This window comes from Paenibacillus spiritus (genome assembly GCF_008710135.1).
GTDB classification, from domain to species: Bacteria; Bacillota; Bacilli; order Paenibacillales; family Paenibacillaceae; genus Paenibacillus_AQ; species Paenibacillus_AQ glufosinatiresistens.
Map to the genome: position 1 here is coordinate 58,770 of NZ_VYKK01000007.1, position 22,686 is coordinate 81,455.

The following is a 22,686-nucleotide window of genomic DNA, read 5'->3' on the forward strand; positions in this document are numbered from 1 at the left end:
GGCCGGACTGCGCCAAAAACCGGCGGGAGAGGCCCATGCCGGCTTGAAGGGACTGACGGTTATTGGGGGTTCTTGAGGTCCTCCGATTCAACCAGCGCTTTGAGCATCGACAGCTTGTTGGTCCAGAATACTTCGTAGTAGGCGAGCCAATCCTTCAGCTCGGCCAACGGCTCCGGCTGGAGCCGGTACAGCTTCTCGCGGCCGGCCCGGCGGCCGCTGACCAGCTCCGCCTCCTCCAGCACGGCGAGATGCTTGACGATCGCGGTACGGCTTACCGGGAACCGGGAAGCGAGGTCCGCGATTCGCAGCTCCCGGGCGGCAAGCAGCCGCAGCATCTCCCGGCGCGTCGGATCGGCGATGGCCTGGAAGACGTCGGCCTTGGCCGCGCGGCCATCCATTTTAGGCCTCCGCAGCCTTCTTGAACCGTTCGCCTACGATGGCGACCCAGCCCTGGCCCATCCGTTCGCGGACAACGGAAGCCTGCTCGTTCGCCTTCGGCAGCACATCGTCCGGGTATCCCCACCCGCCGTGGGTCAGCGTAAATTCCGTCCGGCCTTCGCCGAGATCGGACAGCTCGAAGGTGATAATCCAGCCGTCCGTATCCCAGGAGAACTTGAGCCGGGTCGGAGGCTCGACGGCCAGCACCTTGCAGGGCGACGGGCCGAACGGCGAGCGCAGATGAAACTCATGCCCTTCTTCCGGGACAAAATCGTTGGGCATAAACCATTCGGCGATGCCCTCCGCCGTAGCGACTTTGGCCCATACCTTCTCTATCGGTGCTTCGACTACTACCGTCTGCTTCACATCTTCCAGCTTGTTCCGTTCTGTCTGATCCATGTCTGCTGTCGCTCCTTCACGGGTGTGAGACTGCTCCTGTCCGGCTGCCGGCACATCGCCTGCCCGGACCAAGGAAGTCTGCTATACTTTGACACCCCGGGGTTGTATTTATGTGTCCCATTATATATAACCCAAAGGTGTCATGTCTACGGCGGCGCACAGTGGAACGTCCAGCCGCAGCCGGCCGGCTGTTGCGAGCAGGCCGGATTCAGCGAACGCTCCGCCCAGCGGACCCCGGCGTCAGCGAACGCTCCGCCCCAGCGGACCCCGGCGTTAGCGAACGCTCCGCCCCAGCAGACCCCGGCGTCAGCGAACGCTCCGCCCCGGCGTCAGCTGCTGCAGGCGGCGATCAGCAGCGGCAGCCACAGGAACGACAGGAGCGTGCTCCACAGAATGCAGCGCGATACATAGGCCGGGGAGGCGTCGAACCGCTCTGCCAGCACCACCGCATTGACGGCGACCGGCATGGAAGCCAGGATGAACAGCACCTTCAGCAGCAGATGGTCGGCCGGCAGCAGAAACAGCAGTCCCGCCGCCAGCAGCGGGGCCGCCAGCATTCTTACGCCCATGCCCGTATAGAAGGCCGGCCGGGCGGCCGGGACCGGAGGCGTCATGGCCACCTTCATCATCTGCGCGCCCAGCACGCAGAGCACAACCGGCGAGTAGGCGCCGGCGGCCAGCGATACGCCCTTGGCGAGATCGGCCGGCAGATGCAGGCCGGTCAGGCGCAGCAGCAGCGCAAGCGCTGCGGCATAGATCGCCGGCAGGGAGAAGACCGAGCGGACCGCGCCCCGGGCCGAGAAATTTGAGCGCGCGGCGAAGTAGACGCCCACGGTGTTCGCCAGAATCATCTGGCCGACCACATAGACGGAAGCCTTATCCATTCCCGCCTGGCCGAAGGCCAGCAGCACGACGGGCAGGCCGTAATTGACACTGTTCGTCAGCGTCGAGATCAGGGTCAGACCGGCCGTATCGGCGGGTCCAAGCCGCAGCGCCCGCGACAGTCCCAGCGCAAGCAGGCGCATCAGCACCAGGTTGAGCAGCGTAAAGGCAACCGTTACATAAATATCTCCCGGCTTGATCGAGGCCCGGGTCAGCGTATCCAGCAGCATCGCCGGGCTGAGAAAATACAGATACAGCGTCAGCAGCGGCTTCGTATCGAGCCGCTGATAGCGTCCGAGGAGCGCCCCGGCGGTCACCGGAACCGCCAGCGGCACCATGACGCCCAGCATGGTGGACAGCAGAGAGGAGAACAACGGGCAGGACCTCCGTTTCGGTTGCAAAAGTGTCCCTTAATGATAGACCCGGTTCCTCCTCCCGGTCCAAGACCTGCAATGAATAAAGGCGATAGGGAGCGCCTATCGCCTCTCCTATCGCCTGTCTGCCTTGCCTATGAACCGCTTCAGCTTCAGAGCGCTGCCGGTCATTCCGCCTCCAGCAGCCGCTCCACAGCGGAGGACCGGGACTGGGAGCGCGTTCCGGTCCAGGTTACCGCCCAACTGACCAGTGCGAACAGCGCAACGCCGGCCGCCAGCGGCCACAGAATCGGACGGTAGAACATAAAGGCCATCTGTCCGGCAATGCCGCTTGCGGTCAGGATCACTACAGGCACGCCGATCAGCCCGGCCAGCAGCGCGATCAGTAGGGTGGTGAACAACCCCTCATAGATCAGCAGCCGGCGCAGTTGGGCGTTCGTCATGCCGATGCTCTCCAGTACGGCGAATTCCTTCCGCCGGGAATGCATCCCGGCAAGCGCCGTGGTGATGTAGTTAAGGAGGCCGACCAGCGCCACGACTCCGCCAAGACTGTAGCCGAGCACGCGTAAGAGGTTGATGTACCCCTGCATTTCGGCCCGGTAATCCGCCCGCGTCTTGAACTCGGTGCCCGGCAGCGAGCCGGCGATGGCCGACATGGAGCGGACGGCCTCCGCGATCTCGCCGGGGTTCGCCTGCACCGTCGCCGACAGGATGGAGCGGTCCGGAAAGTGCGCTGCCATCGTCTCCGCCGGCAGGTACACGCTGAACCCGGCTAAGGTGAAGAAACGGGTGCCCGCCGCATACAGCGCATCCGTATTGAGCACCGCCATCACCTCGTAGCTGCCCTGCTTATCCCCAAGGCTCAGCGTATCGCCGGGATGAAGATAGCTTCCCTCCGTATCACCCAGCAGAGACTGCGAAATGAGCGCATACCGGCCGGTCGCGAATCGCTTCGCGTCAAAGGCGCCTTCCACAATGTCGTTCCTGCGCAGCACATCGTACCAGCCCGGGTCGAGTCCGTAGATTTGCAGCGGGAGAAAGCCGTGCTTCAACGTCTGAGTCAGCGCAGGGCGTGCCGGGTCTTCGGCGGCGGCCAGCGGCTCCAGGAAGCGCCGCGCGCGCTCTCCGATCTTCAGATTCATCTCCCGGAAGAGCACCCGGTCCACCCGCGCTACGCCGGGAGCAGCTGCGAGCTCTGCGACCACCCCGTCGGTAATTGTGCCGGAGCGCTCCTGCACCGCCATCCCTCCGGCCAGCGTCTGCTCCTTGACCTGGGCGTCGCCGGTGATAAAAGCATTCAAATATTGATTAACGTCCAGCGAGCCGATGACGCTGACCAGCGTGCCGAAGAGAATCAGCGCAAGCGTCAGCGACGCGGCCATCATGGCGAGCCGCCTGCGGCTGCGCAGCAGGCCGCGCAGCGCCATCTGCGGAAGCCGGCCCCCCCGCTGCGAGGCCCGGGTCCGTCCGGGCTTCCCGCGCTTGCCCTGTCCGGCTCCGCCGCTGACGCCGGCGTATTTGACCGCCTCCACCGGAGCAATCGCCGCCGCAATCCGTCCCGGACGCCCGGCGGCGATCCGGACCGTCACGTAGGCGAACAGCGCCGCGCCGGCAAAGATAGCCGGACTGGCCGAGCGGACCGTCCCGCCCGGCATATCCGTGTACGAGCCGAGCATCGGCAGCAGCAGCACGCCGGCCCCGTAGCCGAGGACAAGGCCGGCCGGAAGCCCGGCGGCGAACAGCAAATGCGCCTGGGCGGAGATGATCCGCCGAAGCTGGCGGGGCGTCGTCCCGATGGTCTTAAGCAATCCGTAGAACCGGATGTCCCGGGACACGGTCATGTAGAAGATATTGGCAATCAGCAAATAACCGCTGAGCATAATAATCAGGAACAGAACGGCATACGGCAGCCAATCATTCCGGTTATCGCCGAGGCTGACCGACGTGTACGCCCAGTTGACGCCGTATTCAGCCTGGATCCCCGTATCTGCCATCACCCGCTTCAGCTTGCTCTCGATCCGCAGCGAATTGTTGAACATGACATCGAGCCGGGTCGTGTTCGTGTAGGTGCCGTTCAGCCGCGTACGGGCGGGATCGAAATCCTTTAACTCGCGGTCTACAAAAGCCTTGGACACATAAGCGATGCCCGACATGCCCAGATTGGGATTGCCTTCAAAATATCCGCTCAGCCGGAAGGTGCGCGTCAGCGTCCGGCTGTCCGCGACGCCGATATAAAGCTTCACCTCCGCGCCAAGCCGATGCGGCACGCCCAGAAGGTCGAGCGACCAGGACGGCATCGCGATGCCGTCCTCCGCCTTCGGCAGTCCGCCTTCCAGGAAATCGACGAAGCTGTGCTTCGGCGCTTTGCCGTCGGCCCAATCCACCTCCAGCGAGCTTGTCCCAAGCGCCGGATTCGATGCCGACCCGACAGCAATAGCCTTGCTGAATTCGATGATGGAGGGATGGCGGCTCAGCCGGTCCGCCTCGTCCGGCGTAAGGTATTTGAAGCTCCCGTGAAAATCGCTCCCCGCCGTCATCATGCTTGTCCGCTCCATCGTCTTGTTGAGGCTGATCGCAAGCGTGAGCACAGCGGTCAGCAGCAGCGCCGTCAGCGCAATCGCCGCTGCCACGAATCCGCTCTGCATTCTCCCGGTCTTCAGGCTGCGGAAGGCAACCCGGTACAGCGTTCTTCTCTGTCCGTTCTTCATCCCGCTCACCGTCCTCCCGCAGCCGTCCGGACGGCAATCCTCCCGTCCTCGATCCGGATCATCCGGTCGGCGGTCTGGGCAATCTCCTCGTTGTGCGTAATCATGATCGTCGTCTGGCGGTACCGTTCCGCCAGCCGCTTCATCAGGATCAGCACCTCCTGGCTCGTCCGGCTGTCGAGGTTGCCCGTCGGCTCGTCGGCCAGCACAATCGCCGGCTTCGCCGCCAGCGCCCGGGCAATGGCGACCCGCTGCTGCTGGCCGCCGGAGAGCTGTCCCGGCAGGCTGTGGGCTTTGCTCTCCAGTCCGAGCGCGTGGAGCAGCTCGCCCACATGCCGCTCATCGGGCGCGGAGCCGTCGAGCTCGACGGGCAGCGTAATATTTTCGCGGACGTTCAGGATCGGAATCAGGTTGTAGTTCTGAAAGACGAATCCGACCGACCGCCGCCGGAAGATCGCCAGCTTCTCGTCCGTCAGAGCGGACAGGTCCTGCCCGGACACGACAATTCTGCCCTCCGTCGGCCGGTCCAGGCCGCCCAGCATGTGCAGCAGCGTCGATTTGCCGCTCCCGCTCGTTCCGACAATTGCAACGAATTCGCCGGCCTCTACAGTCAGATCAACGCCCCGAAGCGCCTCCACGGCGTTCTCCCCCCGGCCGTAGATCTTGGCCAGCCTCTCTGTTACCACCATCGCCATCGCGTCTGCTTCCCCCTTCTCTGCCGCGCCGCTGCCGCGGACGCGCTCTGTCTCCCATTGTACCGGAGGCATCTGTCGGGGCCGTGACCGGGTTCTTACAGAATGGTCACTTTTGCGGACGAGGCTCGGGCCGGGGAAGAAAGAGAGAGAATACCGCTCCCTCTCCGGGAACCGAAGACGCTTTTACATAGCCCCCCTGGGCATTGGCGATACTGCGGGCCACATACAGTCCGAGTCCCACGCCTTCCGTCTCTTCCGATCCCGCCCCCCGGTAAAAACGCCCGAATACGCGCGCAAGCTCGCTCTCTTCAATGCCGGGTCCGTTGTCCGCGACATCGACGCGCACGAACAGCTCGTACGCCTCGGCCCGCACCCGGACCTCGCCTCCCCGCGGGCTGTATTTGACCGCATTGTCGAGCAGATTGAACAGCGCCTCCGCCGTCCATCGGCGGTCGTACAGCGCCTCCAGCCCTTCCGCCCCCTCGACCGTCAGCCGGGTATTCCGGCGCTCGGCCTTGGGGTATACCTGGGATACCGCTTCCGCGATCCCGTCCAGCAGCGGACGGATCTCCGGCTTCATCTGGAGCGTGCCGGTCTCCAGGCGGGACAACCGGGTCAGCGACGTAATCAGCCAGTCCAGCCTCTCCGCCTGCTTCATCAGCTCAGCGATAAGCCGGCGGATCTCATCGCCGCTTCCGTCCTCGCCTTCGGCATCGCTTTTGGATTCGCTTCCGGTCCCGCGGCCTTCCGCTTCCCGGCCGGACGCCTCTGCAAGCAGGCCCCCGTAGAGCAGAATATTCGCGAGCGGCGTCCGGGTCTGATGCGAAATGTCGGACAGCAGCGCCTGAAGCCGGGCGCGCTCCTCGGTTGCCCGCCGCTCGCCCTCCGCCGCGATCTCCACGACGCGGCTCAGCTTGCCGCGCAGCGACGACAGGGGCGATTCCTCGCAGTCGCCGGGCTGCGGCTCGCCGCGCAGCGCGCGCTCCAGCATCTCCCCGGCCTCCGCCAGCGTTCCCGCCGAAGCGGTCCGCTCGGCCCAGGCCCATCCGGCGAAGAGCAGCAGGACAACCAGCGCAAAGACCGCCGTCAGGGATATCGCGCTCCTCCCGGGATCGGCCAGCGCCGTCATCCCGGCGGCGTAGCCCGCCAGACTCAGGAGGAAGAGGCCGCCACAGAGCAGGGCGCTCGGCCGCCTGCGTCCCGGAAGAGGCCGGTCCGGGCTTCGGCGGTCCGCTCCCGTCCTCATCGCACCTCCTCCGTCCAGACGTAGCCGACGCCGTAGACGGTCCGAATCCACCGGGGCGAAGCCGGGTCATCCCCGAGCTTCGCCCTGAGCCGCTTGACCGTCACACTCAGCGCGTTCTCGTCCACGTACTCCGTCTCGCCGCTCCATACGCTCTCCATCAGGGCCGCGCGCGTCAGCACCCGGCCTCTGGAGCGAAGCAGCGTCTTCAGCAGTCGCTGTTCCGTTCGGCTCAGCGGAATCCGTCCGCCGTCCCGCTCGATCTCCATCCGTCCGAAATCGAAGACCATATCGCCGAACCGGGCCCGTTCCTCCGGGACTGCCGTCCGGCGCAGAACGGCGCGCACCCGGGCGCGCAGCACCATCAGGCTGAAGGGCTTGGTGATATAATCGTCCCCGCCCAGCTCCAGCCCGGCCACAATATCGCCTTCCCAGTCATTCGCCGTCAGAAAAATCACCGGCACCCCGGACCCCTCCCGAAGCTGCCGGCAGAACTCCAGTCCGCTGCCGTCCGGCAATTGAATGTCCAGCAGCACGAGGTCGGCTCCCTGCTCCCGCCACAGCTTCTCCGCTTCGCCCAAGGTATACGCCTGCCGGATCTCCAGCCCTTCGCCGCCCAGACTGAGGGCGATTCCCCGGTTCAGGCTGACATCGTCTTCCACAATCAGAATAGCGGGCATGTCTGCACGCTCCCTTCGTATGCTCGCTTCGCTTGCTTCTCTCCACCTGTATGACTCCAGTGTATGACTATACGCCGCGGACGCCGGTCCGACTAAGACATTGGGCACATGGAGCCAGCTGCCCTGCTCCGCCGGATTCCCGCCCGTCATAAGGCGCGGCAAAAAAGGCCAGCCGCCCGGCTGGCCCTCTCCTCTGTAACCTGCTCCGCAGCCGGCTCTCCCCGGAACGGACTGCCGTTCTCTCCGACACGGTCCTGGCCTGCTGGTCCGCCGGCCCTCTGGCCCGCCGGTCCCTCGGCCTTAACGGATTACGCCTCTTCTCCGATCTTCTCCCGGCAAAAAGCCGCAAGCTCCGCCTCTTCTTCCTCTTCCAGCTCGAAATCCAGCAGAGTCTGCGTGGTGGTCTCCATCAGATCATAGGTCACAAGCGACACCTCGCCGTCCAGCTCCTTCATGACCACGCGGGCGGTAACGCCGCTCTCGGAATACAGCTCGTCCTCTTCCGGGATGTCCAGTTCCACCATCAATTCGTAGCGCTTGCCGGGTATAATCCCGAACGGATCGCGGATTTCTTCCACACTGTAGCTTGCAATGGGCAGCATTGTTGTTCTTCTCCTTCTTGGCTCAAGTCATTGCCTTCATCATATCACACGCGCGGGGGCTTTGCCTCCGCAGGACCGGTGCCCGGCCCCGGTTCGGCAGCGGCCCCGAATGTTCATCCTTGCGGCCGCATGCTATAATAGGCCCCGTCGAATACGGACGGAAACCGCGAAAGCCGCTATTTCATTTCCGACAGAAAGCGAGGGGAAGCTTCTTGGGATTATCCGCCTTTGACCGGCGGCCTGCACAGGGAATCCGCCATGCCGGCGGGTTCCGCTCGCTGCATCCGGCCGTCTGCCTTCTTTATTACGCGGGCGCCGCGGGACTTGCCATGATTATGCTCCACCCCGTCTTTCTTCTGGCGGGGGCCCTGATTGCGGCGCTGGCCGCCGGGCTGCTCGGCGACGGTCCGCGGCTGCGCCGGGCGCTGCCCTGGTACCTTCTGATGTCCGGCGCGGTAGCTGTCATCAACCCGCTGTTCTCGCACAGGGGCCGCGTCATTCTGTTCTATTTTCGGGACCAGCCCATTACGCTGGAAGCGATTCTCTACGGGGTCACGGCCATGCTGTCGCTGCTCTGCCTGCTGCTGGCCTTTCTGACGTTCCAGTCGGTCATTACCGCCGACAAATTCATGTATCTCTTCGGGTCGGCGCTGCCCCGGACCGCCCTGCTGGCCCTCATGACCATCCGGTTCGTTCCGATGCTGACCCGGCGGCTGCGGCAGATCACCCGCGTCCAGCGGCTGAAAGGCATCGATATGGCGCAGGGAAGCTGGCTGAAGCGCGCCCGCGACGGAATGACGCTGCTTCAGGTGCTGCTGAACGCCTCGCTGGAGGAGGCGATGGGAACGGCCGACTCCATGAAGGCGCGCGGCTACGGTACGGTGCGGCGGCGCAGCTCCTATGTGCTCTACCGGATGGACGGGCGCGACCGCCGCGCGCTGGCGGTCTTGTCGCTGCTGCTGCTCTTCTGTCTCGGCGGAAGGGCCGCCGGACTGGGCGTACTGCCGCTCTACCCGGTGCTGGCAGAGAAGGTATGGCGCCTGGGGGACCTGCCCCTTTTTGCCGGATTCAGCCTGTTCTGGCTGGCTCCGGTCTACTACGAACTGCGGGAGCGATTGGCGTGGACTTCATCGAAATCAAGAACTTAACCTTCCGTTACGCCGGCTGCAACCGGAAGGCTCTGGACGGCGTCTCGCTGACCATCGCCGAAGGCGGGTTCACGCTGCTCTGCGGTCCTTCGGGGGGCGGCAAGACGACGCTGCTTCATCATCTCAAAAGCGGGCTTCAGCCCGTCGGCCTTCGCGAAGGCGGCATTCTCTACCGGGGCCGGCCGCTGGACGAAGTAACCCCCGCCGAGGCGGCGGCCGACTTCGGGCTGGTCTTCCAGCACCCCGAGAGCCAGGTCGTCATGGATACGGTCTGGCACGAAATGGCCTTCTCCATGGAGAACCTGGGCCTTCCGCTCTCCGTCATGCACAAGCGCCTGGCCGAGCTCGCTCATTTCTTCGGCCTGGAGCCGCTGCTGCACCGCTCGGTCCATGAGCTGTCCGGCGGCCAGCTTCAGCTCGTGAACCTCGCTTCGGTGCTGCTGCTTCAGCCGAAGGTGCTGCTGCTCGATGAGCCGACCTCGCAGCTGGACCCCGTCTCGGCGCGCGAATTCCTCTTCATGCTCCAGCGGCTGAACCGGGAGCTGGGCCTCACGGTTATCATGAGCGAGCATCGGCTCGAGGATGCGCTGCCGCTGGCCGACGCCGTCTTCCTGCTGGACGGCGGACGTCTGGCGGCGGGCGGAGCGCCGCACGCCTTTGCCCGGCAGGCAGCCGCGGCGGGCCGTGCGCTCTACCTGCCGGCCGCGGCCCGGCTCTCGCTCTCGGCCGGAGCGCCCGGACAGCCGGGACGCGGCACGGGCCCGGCGGCGGTGCCGGACCCGGCTGCCGGCCGGGGCCCAGCGCAGGCAGCGACGGAGCCGGTGGGGGCAGAGGAGGCGGCGGAGCCGGTGAAGGCGCCGGACCCCGCGGCGGACCTGCCGCCGCTGACCGTCCGCGAAGGCCGCCGCTGGCTGGAGCAGGCGGGCGAGCGGCTGCTAATCCGCCGCTCGGACCGCCTCCGGCCGGAGCTGCCGCCGTCCCAGGACGACCCGCTGCTGTCCTGCCGGGAGATCAGCTTCCGGTACGGCAAGGACGATCCCGCTGTGCTGAACCGGCTGTCCCTGAACATCCGGGAGCGGGAGTTCCTGACCGTGCTCGGCGGCAACGGCGCAGGCAAGTCCACTCTGCTTCAAGTGCTCGCCGGCCTGCTTGTCCCGAAGCGGGGCAAGGTCTCCCCCGCCCGGGGCGTCAGGATCGGCTACCTGGCCCAGAATCCCCTGCTCTATTTCAGTTACGACACGCTCGGCGAAGAATTCGAGCAGGCCGTCCGGCGCAGCGGGGCCGGGGACGCCCGGGAGACCCGGTCCGAGCTGGTTGCCCTGCTAGGGCTTGAAGAACTGCTGGACCGCCATCCCCATGACCTCAGCGGCGGCGAACGGCAGAAGGCGGCGCTCGGGCTTGTCCTCATGGCGCGCCCGGATCTCCTCTGCATCGACGAGCCGACCAAGGGACTGGACCCCGAGGCGAAGCGGCGCGTCGGACTGCTGCTTCAGGACCTCCGAAGCAGGGGCCTTACCCTCATCATGGTCACCCATGACGTCGAGTTCGCCGCCGAATACGCCAGCCGCTGCGCGCTGCTGTTCGACGGGACCATTGCGGCGGAGGACGCGCCCGCCGCTTTCTTTGCCAGCAATTACTTCTACACCACTGCGCTGAACCGGCTCCTGCGGGACCGGCTGCCGGAGGCGCTGACCGATGAGGATGTGATCTGCGAATGGGCCGTTCCCGAATCGCCTTCCTCCTCGTAATCCTGCTGTTCGGAGCCGGCCTGGCCCTGACTTCGCTTGTCCTGCAGATGTACTATCTCCCGGCCAGCCTTGTGCTGCTGGCCGCCGCCATGGCCCCGTTCTTCGCCCGCTTCGAGCTGCGCCGGGTCGAAGCGCGGGAGATTGTCCTGCTCGCCGTTCTGGCCGCGATGGCCGCGATGGGCCGGGTGGCGTTCGCGCCGCTGCCGAGCGTGCAGCCGACCTCTTTTGTCATCATCGTCACTGCGCTCGTATTCGGCGGAGAGTCCGGGTTCCTCGTCGGCGCGGTCGCCGCGCTCGTCTCGAATCTCTTTCTCGGCCAAGGGCCCTGGACGCCCTGGCAGATGTTCGCCTGGGGATTGATGGGCGCCAGCGCAGGCTGGCTGCGGCATCCGTTGCTTCTGCTGCGCAGCCGTATCCTGCTCTGCCTGTTCGGTGCTGTCTGGGGCTTTCTCTTCGGCTGGATCATGAATATCTGGACCTTGCTGACGATTCCCGATGCGCTGAACTGGGCGACGGTCTTGCTGAAGTATTCCGCCAGCGTTCCGTTCGATCTTGCCCATGCAGCCGCCAATACGGTGCTGCTTGCCTTATTCGCACGGCCCTGGGTCCGTACACTGACCCGGTTCAAGGTCAAGTACGGCCTGCTGGATGGCGGCCGGGACTGACCGAAGGCCCGGTACAGGTCACGCTGCCGGGAGAAACGCCGGATTCCTGCCGAAAGGCGGGGGTCCGGCGTTTTATTTTTCAACTTGTCACGATCTACTTCGACCAGAGACAACATAGTAGTTCCGTATAGAACTAATATTAATGGCGATATATGACGAAGCTTGTAGAGAATGGCGGTATCAGGTTCTTGGCTTGAGGCCGATCCGTCCAGACCGGTGCGACCGGTTCTTGGCGGCTCGGGTGGGCCGCTTCCCATCTGCCGATTGGGCGCGGAAGGTTAAGGCCTGCCCGATCGCAACGACGGATTCCAAGTTTTGCGGCTTTCTGCCAGAAACGGTCCGTAATCGGCAGATGTTGCGGAAATCCGCTTCTTTTCGCATCTTATACGAGAAGAAGTGACGCATATTCGTGTTTTTTGGCTCCAAAAAAAGAGGGAGCCTCTCCCTCTCCGGGAAGCTCCCTCCTCCATTCGGGGCCTTGAACGGCTCATTTGCCTCCGCCGGCGAGTTGCAGCGGCGCTCCGTTCTCCTTCAGCCGTGCCAGAATACGGCGCTTGCGGTACAGGACGGCGGCGGCTTCGCCGACGCTCTTCAGCGTCTCCCGGTTGTTGTAGGCGCCTAGGACGACGCCGACGACCGGAACGGCCTGCATCACTTTCTTCGTGGCGAAGCTGTCCCGGTAGGCGGCGATTACTTCCCGCCAGCCCTGGATATCGGAGACCGAGCTGCGGCTTGCTGCCCCGAGCCACTCGCCGCCCGGCCCGGTCTCCCGGGCCAGCACGTCCAGCACCGCCTTCTTGCCGACGACATCGGCGAACGCAAATTGCAGCACCCGGACGGTAAAGACCCGCTCCGCCTCCTCGGTCGGATCGTAGCCGTAGCAAAGGCCGATCTCCTGGATCGCCTTCAGAGACAGTCCAAGCACGGCCGGAATATCCGCCGCCAAGGTGAACAGTCCGCCAAAGCCCGTTGTCGCTCCTTGTACCGTCGCCGTATTGCTTCCGCTGCGGCCGATCCGCTCCGCCGCCTCGTCCATGACGCGGAGCGGATAAGGGCCGGTTCCGCTGCCGCCCCGCTCGCGGGACAGCTTCTCCATCAGTGCGCCGACCTTGCGTCCGGCCACCAGATAATTGCCGCCGTACTGAATATAGCGGCCCAGCTCGTCCAGCACCCGGCCGGTCTTGTCGCGGATGACTTCCGGCGTAATTTTGTCGAGCAGCTTGAACGGAAGCCTGGTGATCCGGTCCCGAAGCTTCACGCGCTTCTGTTCCTTCTCCCACCGGCGCACCTCTCCAAGCGCCTCTATCAATTCTACCCGCGTCTCCAGCCGGTAATCCTGTATTGCCATTATAAGGATCGCCCCTCATGGCGGCTCTGCCGCCGAGTCTAAACGCCCATGCGTTCAGAACGTTATTACCCCGTCGGCCCCGGTCCGCCTCTCCCTATTCCAGTCCGTTCCAAGTCCGTTCCTCAGTCCGTTCCGTGCATCTGCCGCAGCCGGGCGAGCCGCTCCTTCTCATCCTGGAGCATATCCTCGGCCAGATCGACGCCCTGTCCGCCAATGGAGCCTTCAGGCGCATGCCGGACCGCTTCCTCGGCATGCTCGAGACTGTTCTCGGCCTGCCGGAGCATCGCTTCCGTCGGGTGGCTCATGGCTTGGGTGACGGCATTGTGCAGCCGGGTTACCGAATCCTCCGCCTGATCGACCGTACTGTTGGTGCGCTGGCTTGATTCATAATGTCGGGTCATGAATGCGGCACTTCCTTTCTCTTCTGTCTTCGGAACAGGCTTAGGATGTATGGAAGAAGCATTTTTAATACATTTCATCCTGCTATGTAAACTGGCAGTCCCCAATCAAAATTCATCCTAATTAAACTTTTGCAATATGGAGGCAACGATGATTATTCTAATTTTATTGTCGGTTATGCATGTCAATTGCACCCAATGATTTAATATGAGTATGACAGATACTCAAAGAAAAGAAAGGAGCGTAATCCGTAATGCCCAAACTGCTGAACATGACGCTTACTGCACTTAAACAGAGGATTGAGAAAAACCCAGTTTACAGCATACAAAGAAGCTATGGGTTCGGTATGGAATGTACGTTCACATGGTCTAAACCTGCAAGCATACAAGCAATCAACCAGTTTGAAGAAGCGTATGGGTTTGTTTTGCCGGAGGACTACAAAGCCTTCTTGACGCTGCATAATGGCGCGGAGCTTTTTCAAGATATAGGCTCTGATTCGCCCCATTGGCATATTTTTGGGCTTGATGAGATTGAGGATGCGCTAGAACGCTATCCAACTCCAGCTCATGTGTATATCATCGCAAAGTATGATCAAACATTAATAGGTGTCGATAACACCCGGGTAAAAATGGGGGCTAAAAGTTATCTGCTGGATCAATCCACCTATACCTCTGCAAGGGATGATCCCGAGCCTATGTCTTTAAACTTCGAGCTTTGGCTGGACCGATTAATTGCTGCTCAAGGGGACCATTACTGGTTTTGGAATCACATTGATCCTAACAATATGTTTGACGGCTTCCCCGAATAAAATATCGGAAGCATCGGCCTTTGTCCTGAATTTCTGGATAGAGGCTTTTTCGTTTGATTTCTATTATGCTTACTTCCAGTAGCCGAAGGGTAGTATACAGATGAACTATTAATAAAGGTTCTTAAGGAGGAACTTATAATGACGGATTATGTACCGCGCAGCCGCAGCGGCGAACCGCTGCACACTGCGCTTGCCGGACAGGCCGTAGACGCCATCGAAGGGCTGTCCGGCAGACACCCCGGCTTCCGCCGCGCCCATGCCAAGGGCATCTGCTGCGCCGGCGTCTTCAAGGCGAGCGGCGAGGCGGGGCATCTGACGACGGCAGCCCATCTGCAGGCCGGCGAATATCCGGTGACGGCCCGCTTCTCGGGCAGCTCCACCGATCCGGCGTTAGCCGACCTGCTGTCGCCGGCCAAAGGGCTGGCGGTCCGGTTCGAGCTTCCGGAAGGGGAGGTCGCCAATCTGGTGGCGACGACGGTTCCGGTCTTTTTTGCCCGGACGCCGGAATCCTTCGTGGAGATCGTCAAGGCGGCTCATCACGCCCGGGAGAAGCTGACCGGCAAGCTGGAGCTGCTGAAAGAATTGGCGGTCCATTTCACCGAAGCCAAAGAAAGCGCGCTGGCGATTCACCGTCTGAAGCCGCCTGCAAGCTACGGGACATGCCGGTACTTCGCGATTCATGCCTATTTCCTGGTCGATGCCGGCGGCAATCGGCGGCCGGTCAAGTTCGAATGGCTGCCGGAGGCGGGCGAGCACCCGCTGAATGCGGAAGAAGCGGCGGCGAAGAGCCCCGACTATCTGGAGGAGGAGATCGCCGCGCGCTTGAAGAACGGGCCGGTGAACTTCCAACTGAGCCTGGTCCTCGGCCAGGAAGGCGATCCGACGGATGATCCGACCCGGGTCTGGCCGGAAGACCGTCCGCGCATCCCGGCAGGTACGCTGACCTTGACCGAAGCGGTGCCCGAGCCCGAAGGACTGGTCATGGACCCTACCGCCGTTCCCGCTGGCATCGCGCTGTCGGACGATCCCATCCTGAATTTCCGCCGCGCCGCCTACGCCAATTCGCTGGAGCGCCGCACCCGGGAAGAAGCCGGAAGTGAAGACGGCCCCCTCGCCTGAATGAAACCGGCGGCGTCCGCCCGGAATACCCGGAGGACGCCGCCGGTTTCAGATGCGCTAGAACATCAGCTTGGCGCTGTACTGCTTCCCTTCCAGCAGATCGTACTCGACCAGCCGGTAGTCGCTTAGAAGCGCCTCCTGCTCCGGGGTCAGCTTCCGAATCTCATTACCGCCGGAGCCGATCCGGACGCTTCCCGAAAGACCCGGCAGCTCGGCCTTGACCCGGTCCAGCAGCTGATAGAACGGCGGCTCGGCAAGGCCGGCCCGCCGAAAAACTTCGGGTCCGAGAAAGGCGGGACTCAGCGTCCCGGTTCCTTCGGCCCCGATATCGAAGTTGGCCAGAAGCATCAGCTTCGTCTCATGCTTGAGCCGGGGCTTGGCGTCCCAGCCGGCTTCGGCATAGATACCGGCGGAGAGCGCCGGAAGGTGGTCGCCCCAGAAGACGGCCACGGTCCGGCGGGGCAGCTCCTTGAGCTCTTTTGCCAGCTCGGCCAGCGCCTCGTCCGTCAGCTTCGTATCCTGCGCATATGTCTCCAGCTCCTTCCGGTACGCCTCCTTGCCGCCTGAAACGGCAATCGTGTTGGGTCCGTTCTTCCCGGACGTGAACGGAAAATGATTCTGCATCGTCACCAGGTGCAGAAACGCCGGTCCTTTCGACGCTCTCAGCTCGCGCACCGCCTCCTGCACGGCAGCTAAGTCGCTGATGTACCCGCCAGGGGTCATCCGCGCCGCCTTCGGCAGATCCTTCTCCGAGGTGAACCGGTCGAACCCGAGCATCGGGTAGACCCGGTTGCGGTTATAGAACGTATCGTCGAACGGATGTAGCGCGAGCGCAGCGTAGCCCCTCTGCTTCAGAATGCTGACGATGGAGGGCAGCGAGGACATTTTCACCAGACGCTGTTGGAACGGGACCGAACCGTCATTCAAAAAATACATCGAGAGCCCTGTCAGGGCCTCGAATTCCACATTGGCCGTGTTGCCCCCGAACTCGGGGGACAGCAGATACCCGGACGGCGACGATTTCGCCGCTCCGTGGATGAAGACCAGCGGGTCCGCGCTGAAGGAATAGCCGGGCAGCCGGGTCGGATCAAAGAAAGCCTCGTCCATCATGAACAGAATATCGGGCATCTTCGCGTCCTGTTCGGCTTGGGTCCCTCCGGTTGGCGCCGGATTTGCCGCTTCGGAGCCGTTCCCGCCATACTTGGCGGCAATTCGCAGGATCGCCTCCCGGCTGTACCCGTCCGGCTTCTCCATTACGTTCTGGTGCAGATTGCCGGCAAAAGCGAACAGAAAGCCGTTCTGGGTATAGTTGACCTTCTGGTTCCAGTACAAATTCTCATAGTGAAGCGAGGAAGCCAGGCTGGAGCCGCTGCCGACTACAAACAGAAAGCCTCCGGCCAGGGCCGCCGAGACGCCGCCAAGCAGCAGACGCCAAGTCAGCCGCATCCGCACCTTCGGCAACTTCCGCATCCCGTAGAGGAGAAGAACGATAAGGGCAGCAGCGATGGCGATCCATAACGGGGACAGCATCCCTCTGGTGATATGGCGCATCTCGCCGGCATTCTTCAGAAGCATGAGGTCCCAAGGGAACAGCGGCTCGCCGGTTGTGGCAAGCTTGCGGTTGTCGGCGGTTCCAAGCAGCACCACTACAGCAACGGCCAGCAGCGGGCCGGGGTAGCCCCCTGGGACAAGCGCCGCGAACAGCAGCAGCAGAAAGAAGAGAAACAGACTTCCCGCGAGATAGAGAGCCGGATATCGGGCCACCCAGTCCGCCACCGCCCCGAATTTCATTCCAAGAGAAGCGGCCTGGAGAAAGATATTCAGCATGCAACCGGCCAGGAGCAAACTCCCGCCCCACAGGGCCGTCCCCCGGAGTCGTCCGCGAAACATAAGCGAATCCCCCTTTATCATCTTAATCTCCTGAGTATACGCCTATCCCTTTTAAAATTCCTCCATTCTCCTAAATCGGCAATTGTATCTCTATCAAAGGGGTGCTATAATTTTCTAAACTTTATGATGCAAACGTTTGCAAAATAATACCACTTTCCTGCTTATAACATGTCACTTTTCCTTTCTAAGCTTATTCCTCCCACTTTCTGACATGCTGCTCTTGTGCAACTTGGTGTGCAAACGTTCGCCCTACTTCTAAATGGAGGTGTTGTTTGGCACTGCCCGTCTATTCCTTACCTGATGCAACGCTCCTATGTTAACGCTTACTTAATTATTCATTCGAGAGGGGTTATGTCATCCATGCACGTCAAGCAAGCCTATAAGCGCCGAGGTCTCCGGTTCTGGTCCTGTGCGCTGATTCTGTCTCTGATCCTCGGCCTCTTCCCCGCAGCTCCGGCAGTTCATGCCGACTCTGCACACCCGGACGCGGCAACCTTAACCAGCCCAGTCTTCGGACTGGACGAAGCCGGAACGGTAACCGCTACCGTGTACCGCGTAACGGACAGCAACGTTACGAAGCAGTATATTAACGGGAATTTTAGCGGATGGAGTTTTACTGCCATGACGCAAGGGGATCAGGTCTCCGATCAGGGCGTATCCAAGAATACCTTCTACTACACATTTACCACTGCACAGTTACAGGCACAGGGTTGCAGTGTGGAATATAAGTTTATGCCCGAGCAATCCTGGGACGTCTCTCTGGTGGACCCGCTCAACCCGAGCAAGACTTCAGGCGGGAACTCGCTCGTTTCGGCTATGGCTCTGAGCGCCGCGTCCGATACCGCAGCACCGGGCTCTACGGTTCAGATCAGTGCGGCCCGCAAGCTGGCCGACGGGACCTCCAAGGATCTGACGGACCTCGCGGTATGGTCGAGCGACACAAGCAGCGTAACCGTCGATAAGGGACGCGTCACGATTCCGGCCGGAACCGCTTCCGGGACAGTCGTCAAGATCAGCGCTGCCTATGAGGGATTGACGCTGACCAAGAACCTGACCGTACTTAGCGGAGAGGTGAAGAGTCCCGTCATTAACAAGGAAGACGGAACCGTAACGTTCAACAACATCTCCAGCCCCGGACCCGAAGTTTACCTCGCCGGACAGATGAACGGCTGGAGCAGCAGCGCTGCCAAAATGACTAAAAAGAACGGTGTATACACGGTCACGCTTCCGTTAAGCGCCGGTACTTACGAGTACAAATTTGTTACGGTAAAAGCGGACAAGACCCAGGACTGGTTCACCGATCCGCTGAACAGCAAGTCTTCCAACGGGAACTCGGTCGTCTATGTGCCGGGAATCAAGATTACCTCCGATGCCAACATCGTGAAGGGCAAATCGCTTGACCTGACTGCGCTGCTTGTCAGCGGCACGGATGGCAGTTCGTCGGCCCTGACGCCGACATGGGAACTGGCCGAGCCGAAGGAGGGCGTGACGCTGAGCGGCAGCACCCTGAGCGTGGCGGCCAACTATAGCGGCGGCAATAAGGTAACGGTTACCGCCACAAGCGGAGACTATACCGCCAGCCAGACAATCACGGTTCTGGATAAAATGTATACCTTCAATCTGCATTATTACCGGGATAAACAAAATTACTCCGGCTGGGATAACTGGATCTGGGGACCCGGCGTTGACGGAAAGGCTTACGCCTTCACCGGAACGGATACTGACGGTTTTGCTACCGTATCGGTAACCCTGCCGATTGACACAATCAGTATCCTTCCGCGTCTGGGCGGAGATGCCTGGACCCAGAAGGACGCCGAACATGGCAATGTCCAAATACCGGCGGGAGCCACCGCGGCGGACGTATGGCTGGTCCAGAACGACAACAAGGCCTACTTTAACCGCGAAGCTGCTCTGGCCGCCAAGGATGCCATCCCGGCGCCGCGCTACGCCGAAGTGCACTACAAACGCCCTGCCAAAGATTATGAGGGCTGGAATCTGCATGTGTGGAGTACTGGAGCCGCCGGAGGCGATATTCCGTTCGAATATACTCCCGGCAGCGACTACGCTGTAGCCCGTGTCGAAATAGGCAGCCGGACAGACAAGTTCGGATTCAAGATCCACCACGGCAAAGAGTGGGAACAGATTGATATCGACTATGACCGCGAGATCAGCACCCCGCTGGACCTGACGGTTACAAAAGTGGAAATTACGCAGGGCGTCGGGGCCATTCGGACAATTCCGAGTGTGAACGGTCCTGTGCTGGAAGACGGCGGTATTACGTTCTATTACCGGAACAACGAGCTCTATAACCAGGGCCGGATGAATGAACTGACCGCCGCTTCGGTAAGAGTGAAGCTGAACGGGCAGACGGCAGAGTACCCGATGGTCTATGACAGCGCCAACGAGTACTTCACCTATACCCTGCCGAATCTTCAAGAAGGGGATTACACCTATTCCTTCCTGGTTACCCAGAAGGACAAAGGAACCTCTGAGATTGTCGATCCCAAGAACAATGCTGGCGGAGTATCCGCTTTTGCTTACCGGAAGCCTTCGGGTACCGTGAACGCCTCGCTGGCCCCGGCCGCCATTAGCCCGAACGAGAATACGGTGCTGACGGTGACTTACCAGTTGGAGAACAACACGGCTGTCCGCAGCCTGTCGGTCGATCTGACGCCGGTCGGCGGTCCTGCCAAGTTCGCCATTGATCCCGAGCTGCTGCAAGGCACAATCGCCGTAACGGACAGCACGGGCGCCGGAGACAAAACGCTGCTGGTTACAGCGGTGGACGTATACGGCAACAAGCACACCACGCAGGCGAGCCTGACGGTGAAGCCGCGGGTGAATGCGGGCAGCCTGGATTTTGACTGGGACGAGGCCCGGATCTACTTCCTGCTGACCGACCGCTTCCAGGACGGCGACGCGGGCAACAACGCCAATGTGGACAAGACCAAGATCAACGCCTACCACGGCGGGGATTTCAAAGGTCTGACCGGGAAGCTGGATTACATCAAGGACCTCGGTATCAACACGATCTGGATTACGCCGATTGTCGACAACATTGATTTCAATGTGAGCGGAGACGGCGGTACTTCCTATGGCTATCACGGCTACTGGACCAAGAATTTCGAAGCGCTTGAAGAGCATCTCGGCAACATGGACGATTTCAAGACGCTGATTAACAGCGCCCATGACAAGGGCATCAAGATCATGGTGGACGTTGTCCTGAACCATGCCGGCTATGATCTGAAGGAAACCAGCACCAACCCGAACGTTACCCAGGAAGACAAGGACCGCTTCAAGGGCATGCTGCGCACGGACGGAGTCAGCTCCGACCAGGATGTGGTCAAGGGCGAACTGTCCGGTCTCCCGGACTTCAAGACGGAAGATCCCGCTGTGCGCGCCAAGCTCATTGACTGGCAGGCCGGGTGGCTCCAGCGGGCCAAGACGGAACGGGGCGACACGATTGATTACTTCCGTGTAGATACTGTGAAGCATGTAGACGATACAACCTGGAAGGCCTTCAAGAATGCCTTGACCGCGATTGATCCGGATTTCAAAATGATTGGCGAACAATTCGGCGCCAGCATCAACGCCGACGGGGGCAAGCTGAAGACGGGCGAAATGGACGCCCTGCTTGATTTTGAATTCAATGCCAACGCCGACAACCTGATCAAAGGCAAGATTGACCAGGCCGAAACGTATCTCGAGCAGCGCAACGAGCTGCTGAACAACACGGCTACGATGGGCAACTTCCTGAGCAGCCACGACGAAGACGGCTTCCTCGCTACCAGTGCAGGCGGCGACAAGGATCTGCTGAAAGTGGCGGCGGCTATGCAGATGACGGTCAAAGGCCAGCCGGTGGTGTACTACGGCGAAGAGCTGGGGCTCTCCGGCGTAGCCAAAGACAACCTCAACCGGTATGACATGGACTGGAGCCGCGTGGATACCGAGAAGGATCTGCTGAACCATTACAAGAAGCTGCTGAACCTGCGCGCCGAATACTCGAAGGTATTTGCGAAGGGGACGCACACCAAGGTAGCCGGCGGCAGCGCTGACGGCTATCTCGTCTACAACCGCGCCTATACTTCGGGCGGCACGACGACGAATCTCTATGTCGGACTCAATCCGACCAACAAGGAAGCAACGGCAACGTTCGCTGTTCCGTATACGGCGGGATCGGTGCTGACCGACAAGTATAACGGCGTCGATTACACCGTTGGCCCGGACCGCAAGATCAGCGTCAAGCTGCCGGCCAGAACACAAGGCGGCACCGCAGTCATCGCCTTGACCAAGGAAGCTGCCGATTCTTCGGCAACCCCGGCTCCTGCGGCCACTCCGGCCCCGTCGGCCTCTGCCGCAGCGGTAGCCGTAAGCGCCGCTCAGCTGCAAGCGGCTGGCGACAAAGTAAGCCTGGACCTCGGCGCCATGACCGCCGGCGTCAAGAAGCAGATTACGCTTCCGGCGAATGCCGGCACGCTGACCGGCGGCAGACCGGTTGAGCTCAAGACGGCTGAACTGGCCCTGACGCTTCCCGGCCAGGTGCTGAGCGACCTTCAGGCGCTCGTTCCGGCGTCCGGCCTTGCAGGCGCCCAGATCTCGCTGACGGTCACCAAGCAGGCCGCCGGCAGTCTGGATGGAGCGCTGGCGAAGGCTTCGGCAGCGGAAGGCGCTTCGCTGAGAGCGGCAGGCGGCATATACAGCTTCGAGCTGGCAGCCGTTCTGGCCGATGGAACCGCCAAGAAGCTGGAGCGCTTCGCGCGTCCGGTTACCCTGACGCTGCCGGTCAATGCCGGTGCCAACGCCGATCTCGTAGGCGTGTACTACATTCCGGCCAGCGGACAGCCCGAGTATGCCGGCGGCCAGACGTCCGCTGCGACGGTAACGGCCAATGTCTACCACTTCAGCACCTATGCCGCTCTGGAATACGACAAGACGTTCACCGACGTCAAGCCGACCCACTGGGCATACGGCAACATCCGCACGATGGCGGCCAAGCACATCGTGCAGGGCAAGAACGCGGCACAGTTCGACCCATCCGGTCAGGTGACGCGCGCCGAATTCGCGGCCATGCTCGTCCGCGGCCTCGGCCTTGAGGGCAAGACCGGAACCGCAAGTCCGTTCCGGGATGTGCCGGCAGGCAGCTGGTATCTCTCCAGCGTGCTGGCCGCTTATGACGCCAAGCTGATTCAAGGCACGGATGCGGCGCACTTCAGCCCGTCCAAGGCCATCTCCCGCCAGGAAATGGCGTCGATGCTCGTCCGCGCGCTGGCGCTGAAGGGCATCTCCGTTCCGGCCGGCGGCAGTGCCGCCTCGGCCTACAGCGATGCCGCCTCGATCAGCGGCTGGGCACTTGATGCGATGAACACCGCGGTCGCCTCCGGCCTGATGAGCGGCAAGAGCGCCCTGCGGCTTGACCCGCAGGCGCAGTCCACCCGCGCCGAAGCGGCCGCCGTTCTGGCCCGCCTGCTCGCGAAGTAATTCCGTCCGCCGGGCCATGCCCGGCAGCCGGACGTAAGACCCGGATACAGACAACGGCTGAACCT

At 62.0% G+C, this 22,686-nt stretch carries 17 protein-coding genes; 6 read left to right on the forward strand and 11 right to left on the reverse strand.

Annotated features, from left to right (window positions below; genetic code table 11):
- Positions 1-59: 59 nt before the first annotated feature.
- The 8 genes from F4V43_RS07020 to F4V43_RS07055 all read right to left on the reverse strand — a co-directional run bounded on the left by F4V43_RS07020 (position 60) and on the right by F4V43_RS07055 (position 8,018).
- Positions 60-398 (reverse strand): ArsR/SmtB family transcription factor, encoded by a 339-nt coding sequence (locus tag F4V43_RS07020; RefSeq protein ID WP_150457522.1) that lies wholly within the window; start codon positions 396-398, stop codon positions 60-62.
- A 1-nt stretch (position 399) separates the two neighbouring features.
- Positions 400-837: an SRPBCC family protein gene (locus F4V43_RS07025; protein ID WP_150457523.1), complete on the reverse strand. Its 438-nt coding sequence runs from the start codon at positions 835-837 to the stop codon at positions 400-402.
- A 329-nt stretch (positions 838-1,166) separates the two neighbouring features.
- Positions 1,167-2,093 (reverse strand): AEC family transporter, encoded by a 927-nt coding sequence (locus F4V43_RS07030; protein WP_150457524.1) that lies wholly within the window; start codon positions 2,091-2,093, stop codon positions 1,167-1,169.
- Between the two features lie 167 nt (positions 2,094-2,260).
- On the reverse strand, positions 2,261-4,801 hold the full coding sequence (locus F4V43_RS07035; RefSeq protein ID WP_150457525.1) for an ABC transporter permease: 2,541 nt from the start codon (positions 4,799-4,801) through the stop codon (positions 2,261-2,263).
- Positions 4,802-4,806: 5 nt separating this feature from the next.
- Positions 4,807-5,493 (reverse strand): ABC transporter ATP-binding protein, encoded by a 687-nt coding sequence (locus F4V43_RS07040; protein ID WP_150457526.1) that lies wholly within the window; start codon positions 5,491-5,493, stop codon positions 4,807-4,809.
- Positions 5,494-5,599: 106 nt separating this feature from the next.
- Positions 5,600-6,739: a sensor histidine kinase gene (locus F4V43_RS07045; protein ID WP_150457527.1), complete on the reverse strand. Its 1,140-nt coding sequence runs from the start codon at positions 6,737-6,739 to the stop codon at positions 5,600-5,602.
- The gene (locus tag F4V43_RS07050; RefSeq protein WP_150457528.1) at positions 6,736-7,416 is read right to left on the reverse strand and encodes a response regulator transcription factor; all 681 of its coding nucleotides are present in this window, start codon (positions 7,414-7,416) and stop codon (positions 6,736-6,738) included. Before F4V43_RS07050 ends, F4V43_RS07045 begins: the two co-directional genes overlap by 4 nt.
- A gap of 308 nt (positions 7,417-7,724) precedes the next feature.
- Complete coding sequence (locus tag F4V43_RS07055) at positions 7,725-8,018, reverse strand: DUF6509 family protein (protein WP_150457529.1); 294 nt, start codon at positions 8,016-8,018, stop codon at positions 7,725-7,727.
- A 212-nt stretch (positions 8,019-8,230) separates the two neighbouring features.
- On the opposite strand from F4V43_RS07055, the gene F4V43_RS07060 reads away from it, so the two are divergent.
- The 3 genes from F4V43_RS07060 to F4V43_RS07070 are packed head-to-tail and all read left to right on the forward strand — an operon-like array spanning position 8,231 to position 11,579.
- Positions 8,231-9,166, forward strand: coding sequence for an energy-coupling factor transporter transmembrane component T (locus F4V43_RS07060; RefSeq protein ID WP_150457530.1), 936 nt, complete (start codon positions 8,231-8,233; stop codon positions 9,164-9,166).
- Positions 9,139-10,914 carry an ABC transporter ATP-binding protein gene (locus F4V43_RS07065; protein WP_191089509.1) on the forward strand — a complete coding sequence of 592 codons (1,776 nt, stop codon included), beginning with the start codon at positions 9,139-9,141 and terminating at the stop codon, positions 10,912-10,914. The genes F4V43_RS07060 and F4V43_RS07065 overlap by 28 nt, the downstream gene beginning before the upstream one ends.
- Entirely contained in the window at positions 10,881-11,579 is a 699-nt protein-coding gene (locus F4V43_RS07070) for an ECF transporter S component (RefSeq protein ID WP_150457532.1), read from the forward strand. The genes F4V43_RS07065 and F4V43_RS07070 overlap by 34 nt, the downstream gene beginning before the upstream one ends.
- Before the next feature lie 487 nt (positions 11,580-12,066).
- On the opposite strand, the gene F4V43_RS07075 is transcribed toward F4V43_RS07070, so the two are convergent.
- Together F4V43_RS07075 and F4V43_RS07080 are read right to left on the reverse strand one after the other, a co-directional pair.
- Positions 12,067-12,927: an EcsC family protein gene (locus F4V43_RS07075; protein ID WP_150457533.1), complete on the reverse strand. Its 861-nt coding sequence runs from the start codon at positions 12,925-12,927 to the stop codon at positions 12,067-12,069.
- Positions 12,928-13,049: 122 nt separating this feature from the next.
- Positions 13,050-13,328, reverse strand: a complete 279-nt coding sequence (locus F4V43_RS07080) for a hypothetical protein (protein WP_150457534.1) — start codon at positions 13,326-13,328, stop codon at positions 13,050-13,052.
- A gap of 251 nt (positions 13,329-13,579) precedes the next feature.
- Here F4V43_RS07080 and F4V43_RS07085 point away from each other — a divergent pair, with 251 nt between their 5' ends.
- Together F4V43_RS07085 and F4V43_RS07090 are read left to right on the forward strand one after the other, a co-directional pair.
- Positions 13,580-14,134: an SMI1/KNR4 family protein gene (locus tag F4V43_RS07085; RefSeq protein WP_150457535.1), complete on the forward strand. Its 555-nt coding sequence runs from the start codon at positions 13,580-13,582 to the stop codon at positions 14,132-14,134.
- Between the two features lie 138 nt (positions 14,135-14,272).
- Positions 14,273-15,253, forward strand: a complete 981-nt coding sequence (locus F4V43_RS07090) for a catalase family peroxidase (RefSeq protein WP_150457536.1) — start codon at positions 14,273-14,275, stop codon at positions 15,251-15,253.
- Positions 15,254-15,310: 57 nt separating this feature from the next.
- Here the strand turns inward: F4V43_RS07090 and F4V43_RS07095 are convergent, their stop codons facing one another.
- Positions 15,311-17,143 (reverse strand): LTA synthase family protein, encoded by a 1,833-nt coding sequence (locus F4V43_RS07095; protein WP_191089510.1) that lies wholly within the window; start codon positions 17,141-17,143, stop codon positions 15,311-15,313.
- A 360-nt stretch (positions 17,144-17,503) separates the two neighbouring features.
- Between F4V43_RS07095 and F4V43_RS07100 the strand changes: the two genes are divergently transcribed.
- A complete protein-coding gene (locus F4V43_RS07100; RefSeq protein WP_191089511.1) occupies positions 17,504-22,621 on the forward strand; it encodes an alpha-amylase family glycosyl hydrolase in 5,118 nt (1,705 codons plus the stop codon).
- Positions 22,622-22,686: the final 65 nt, after the last annotated feature.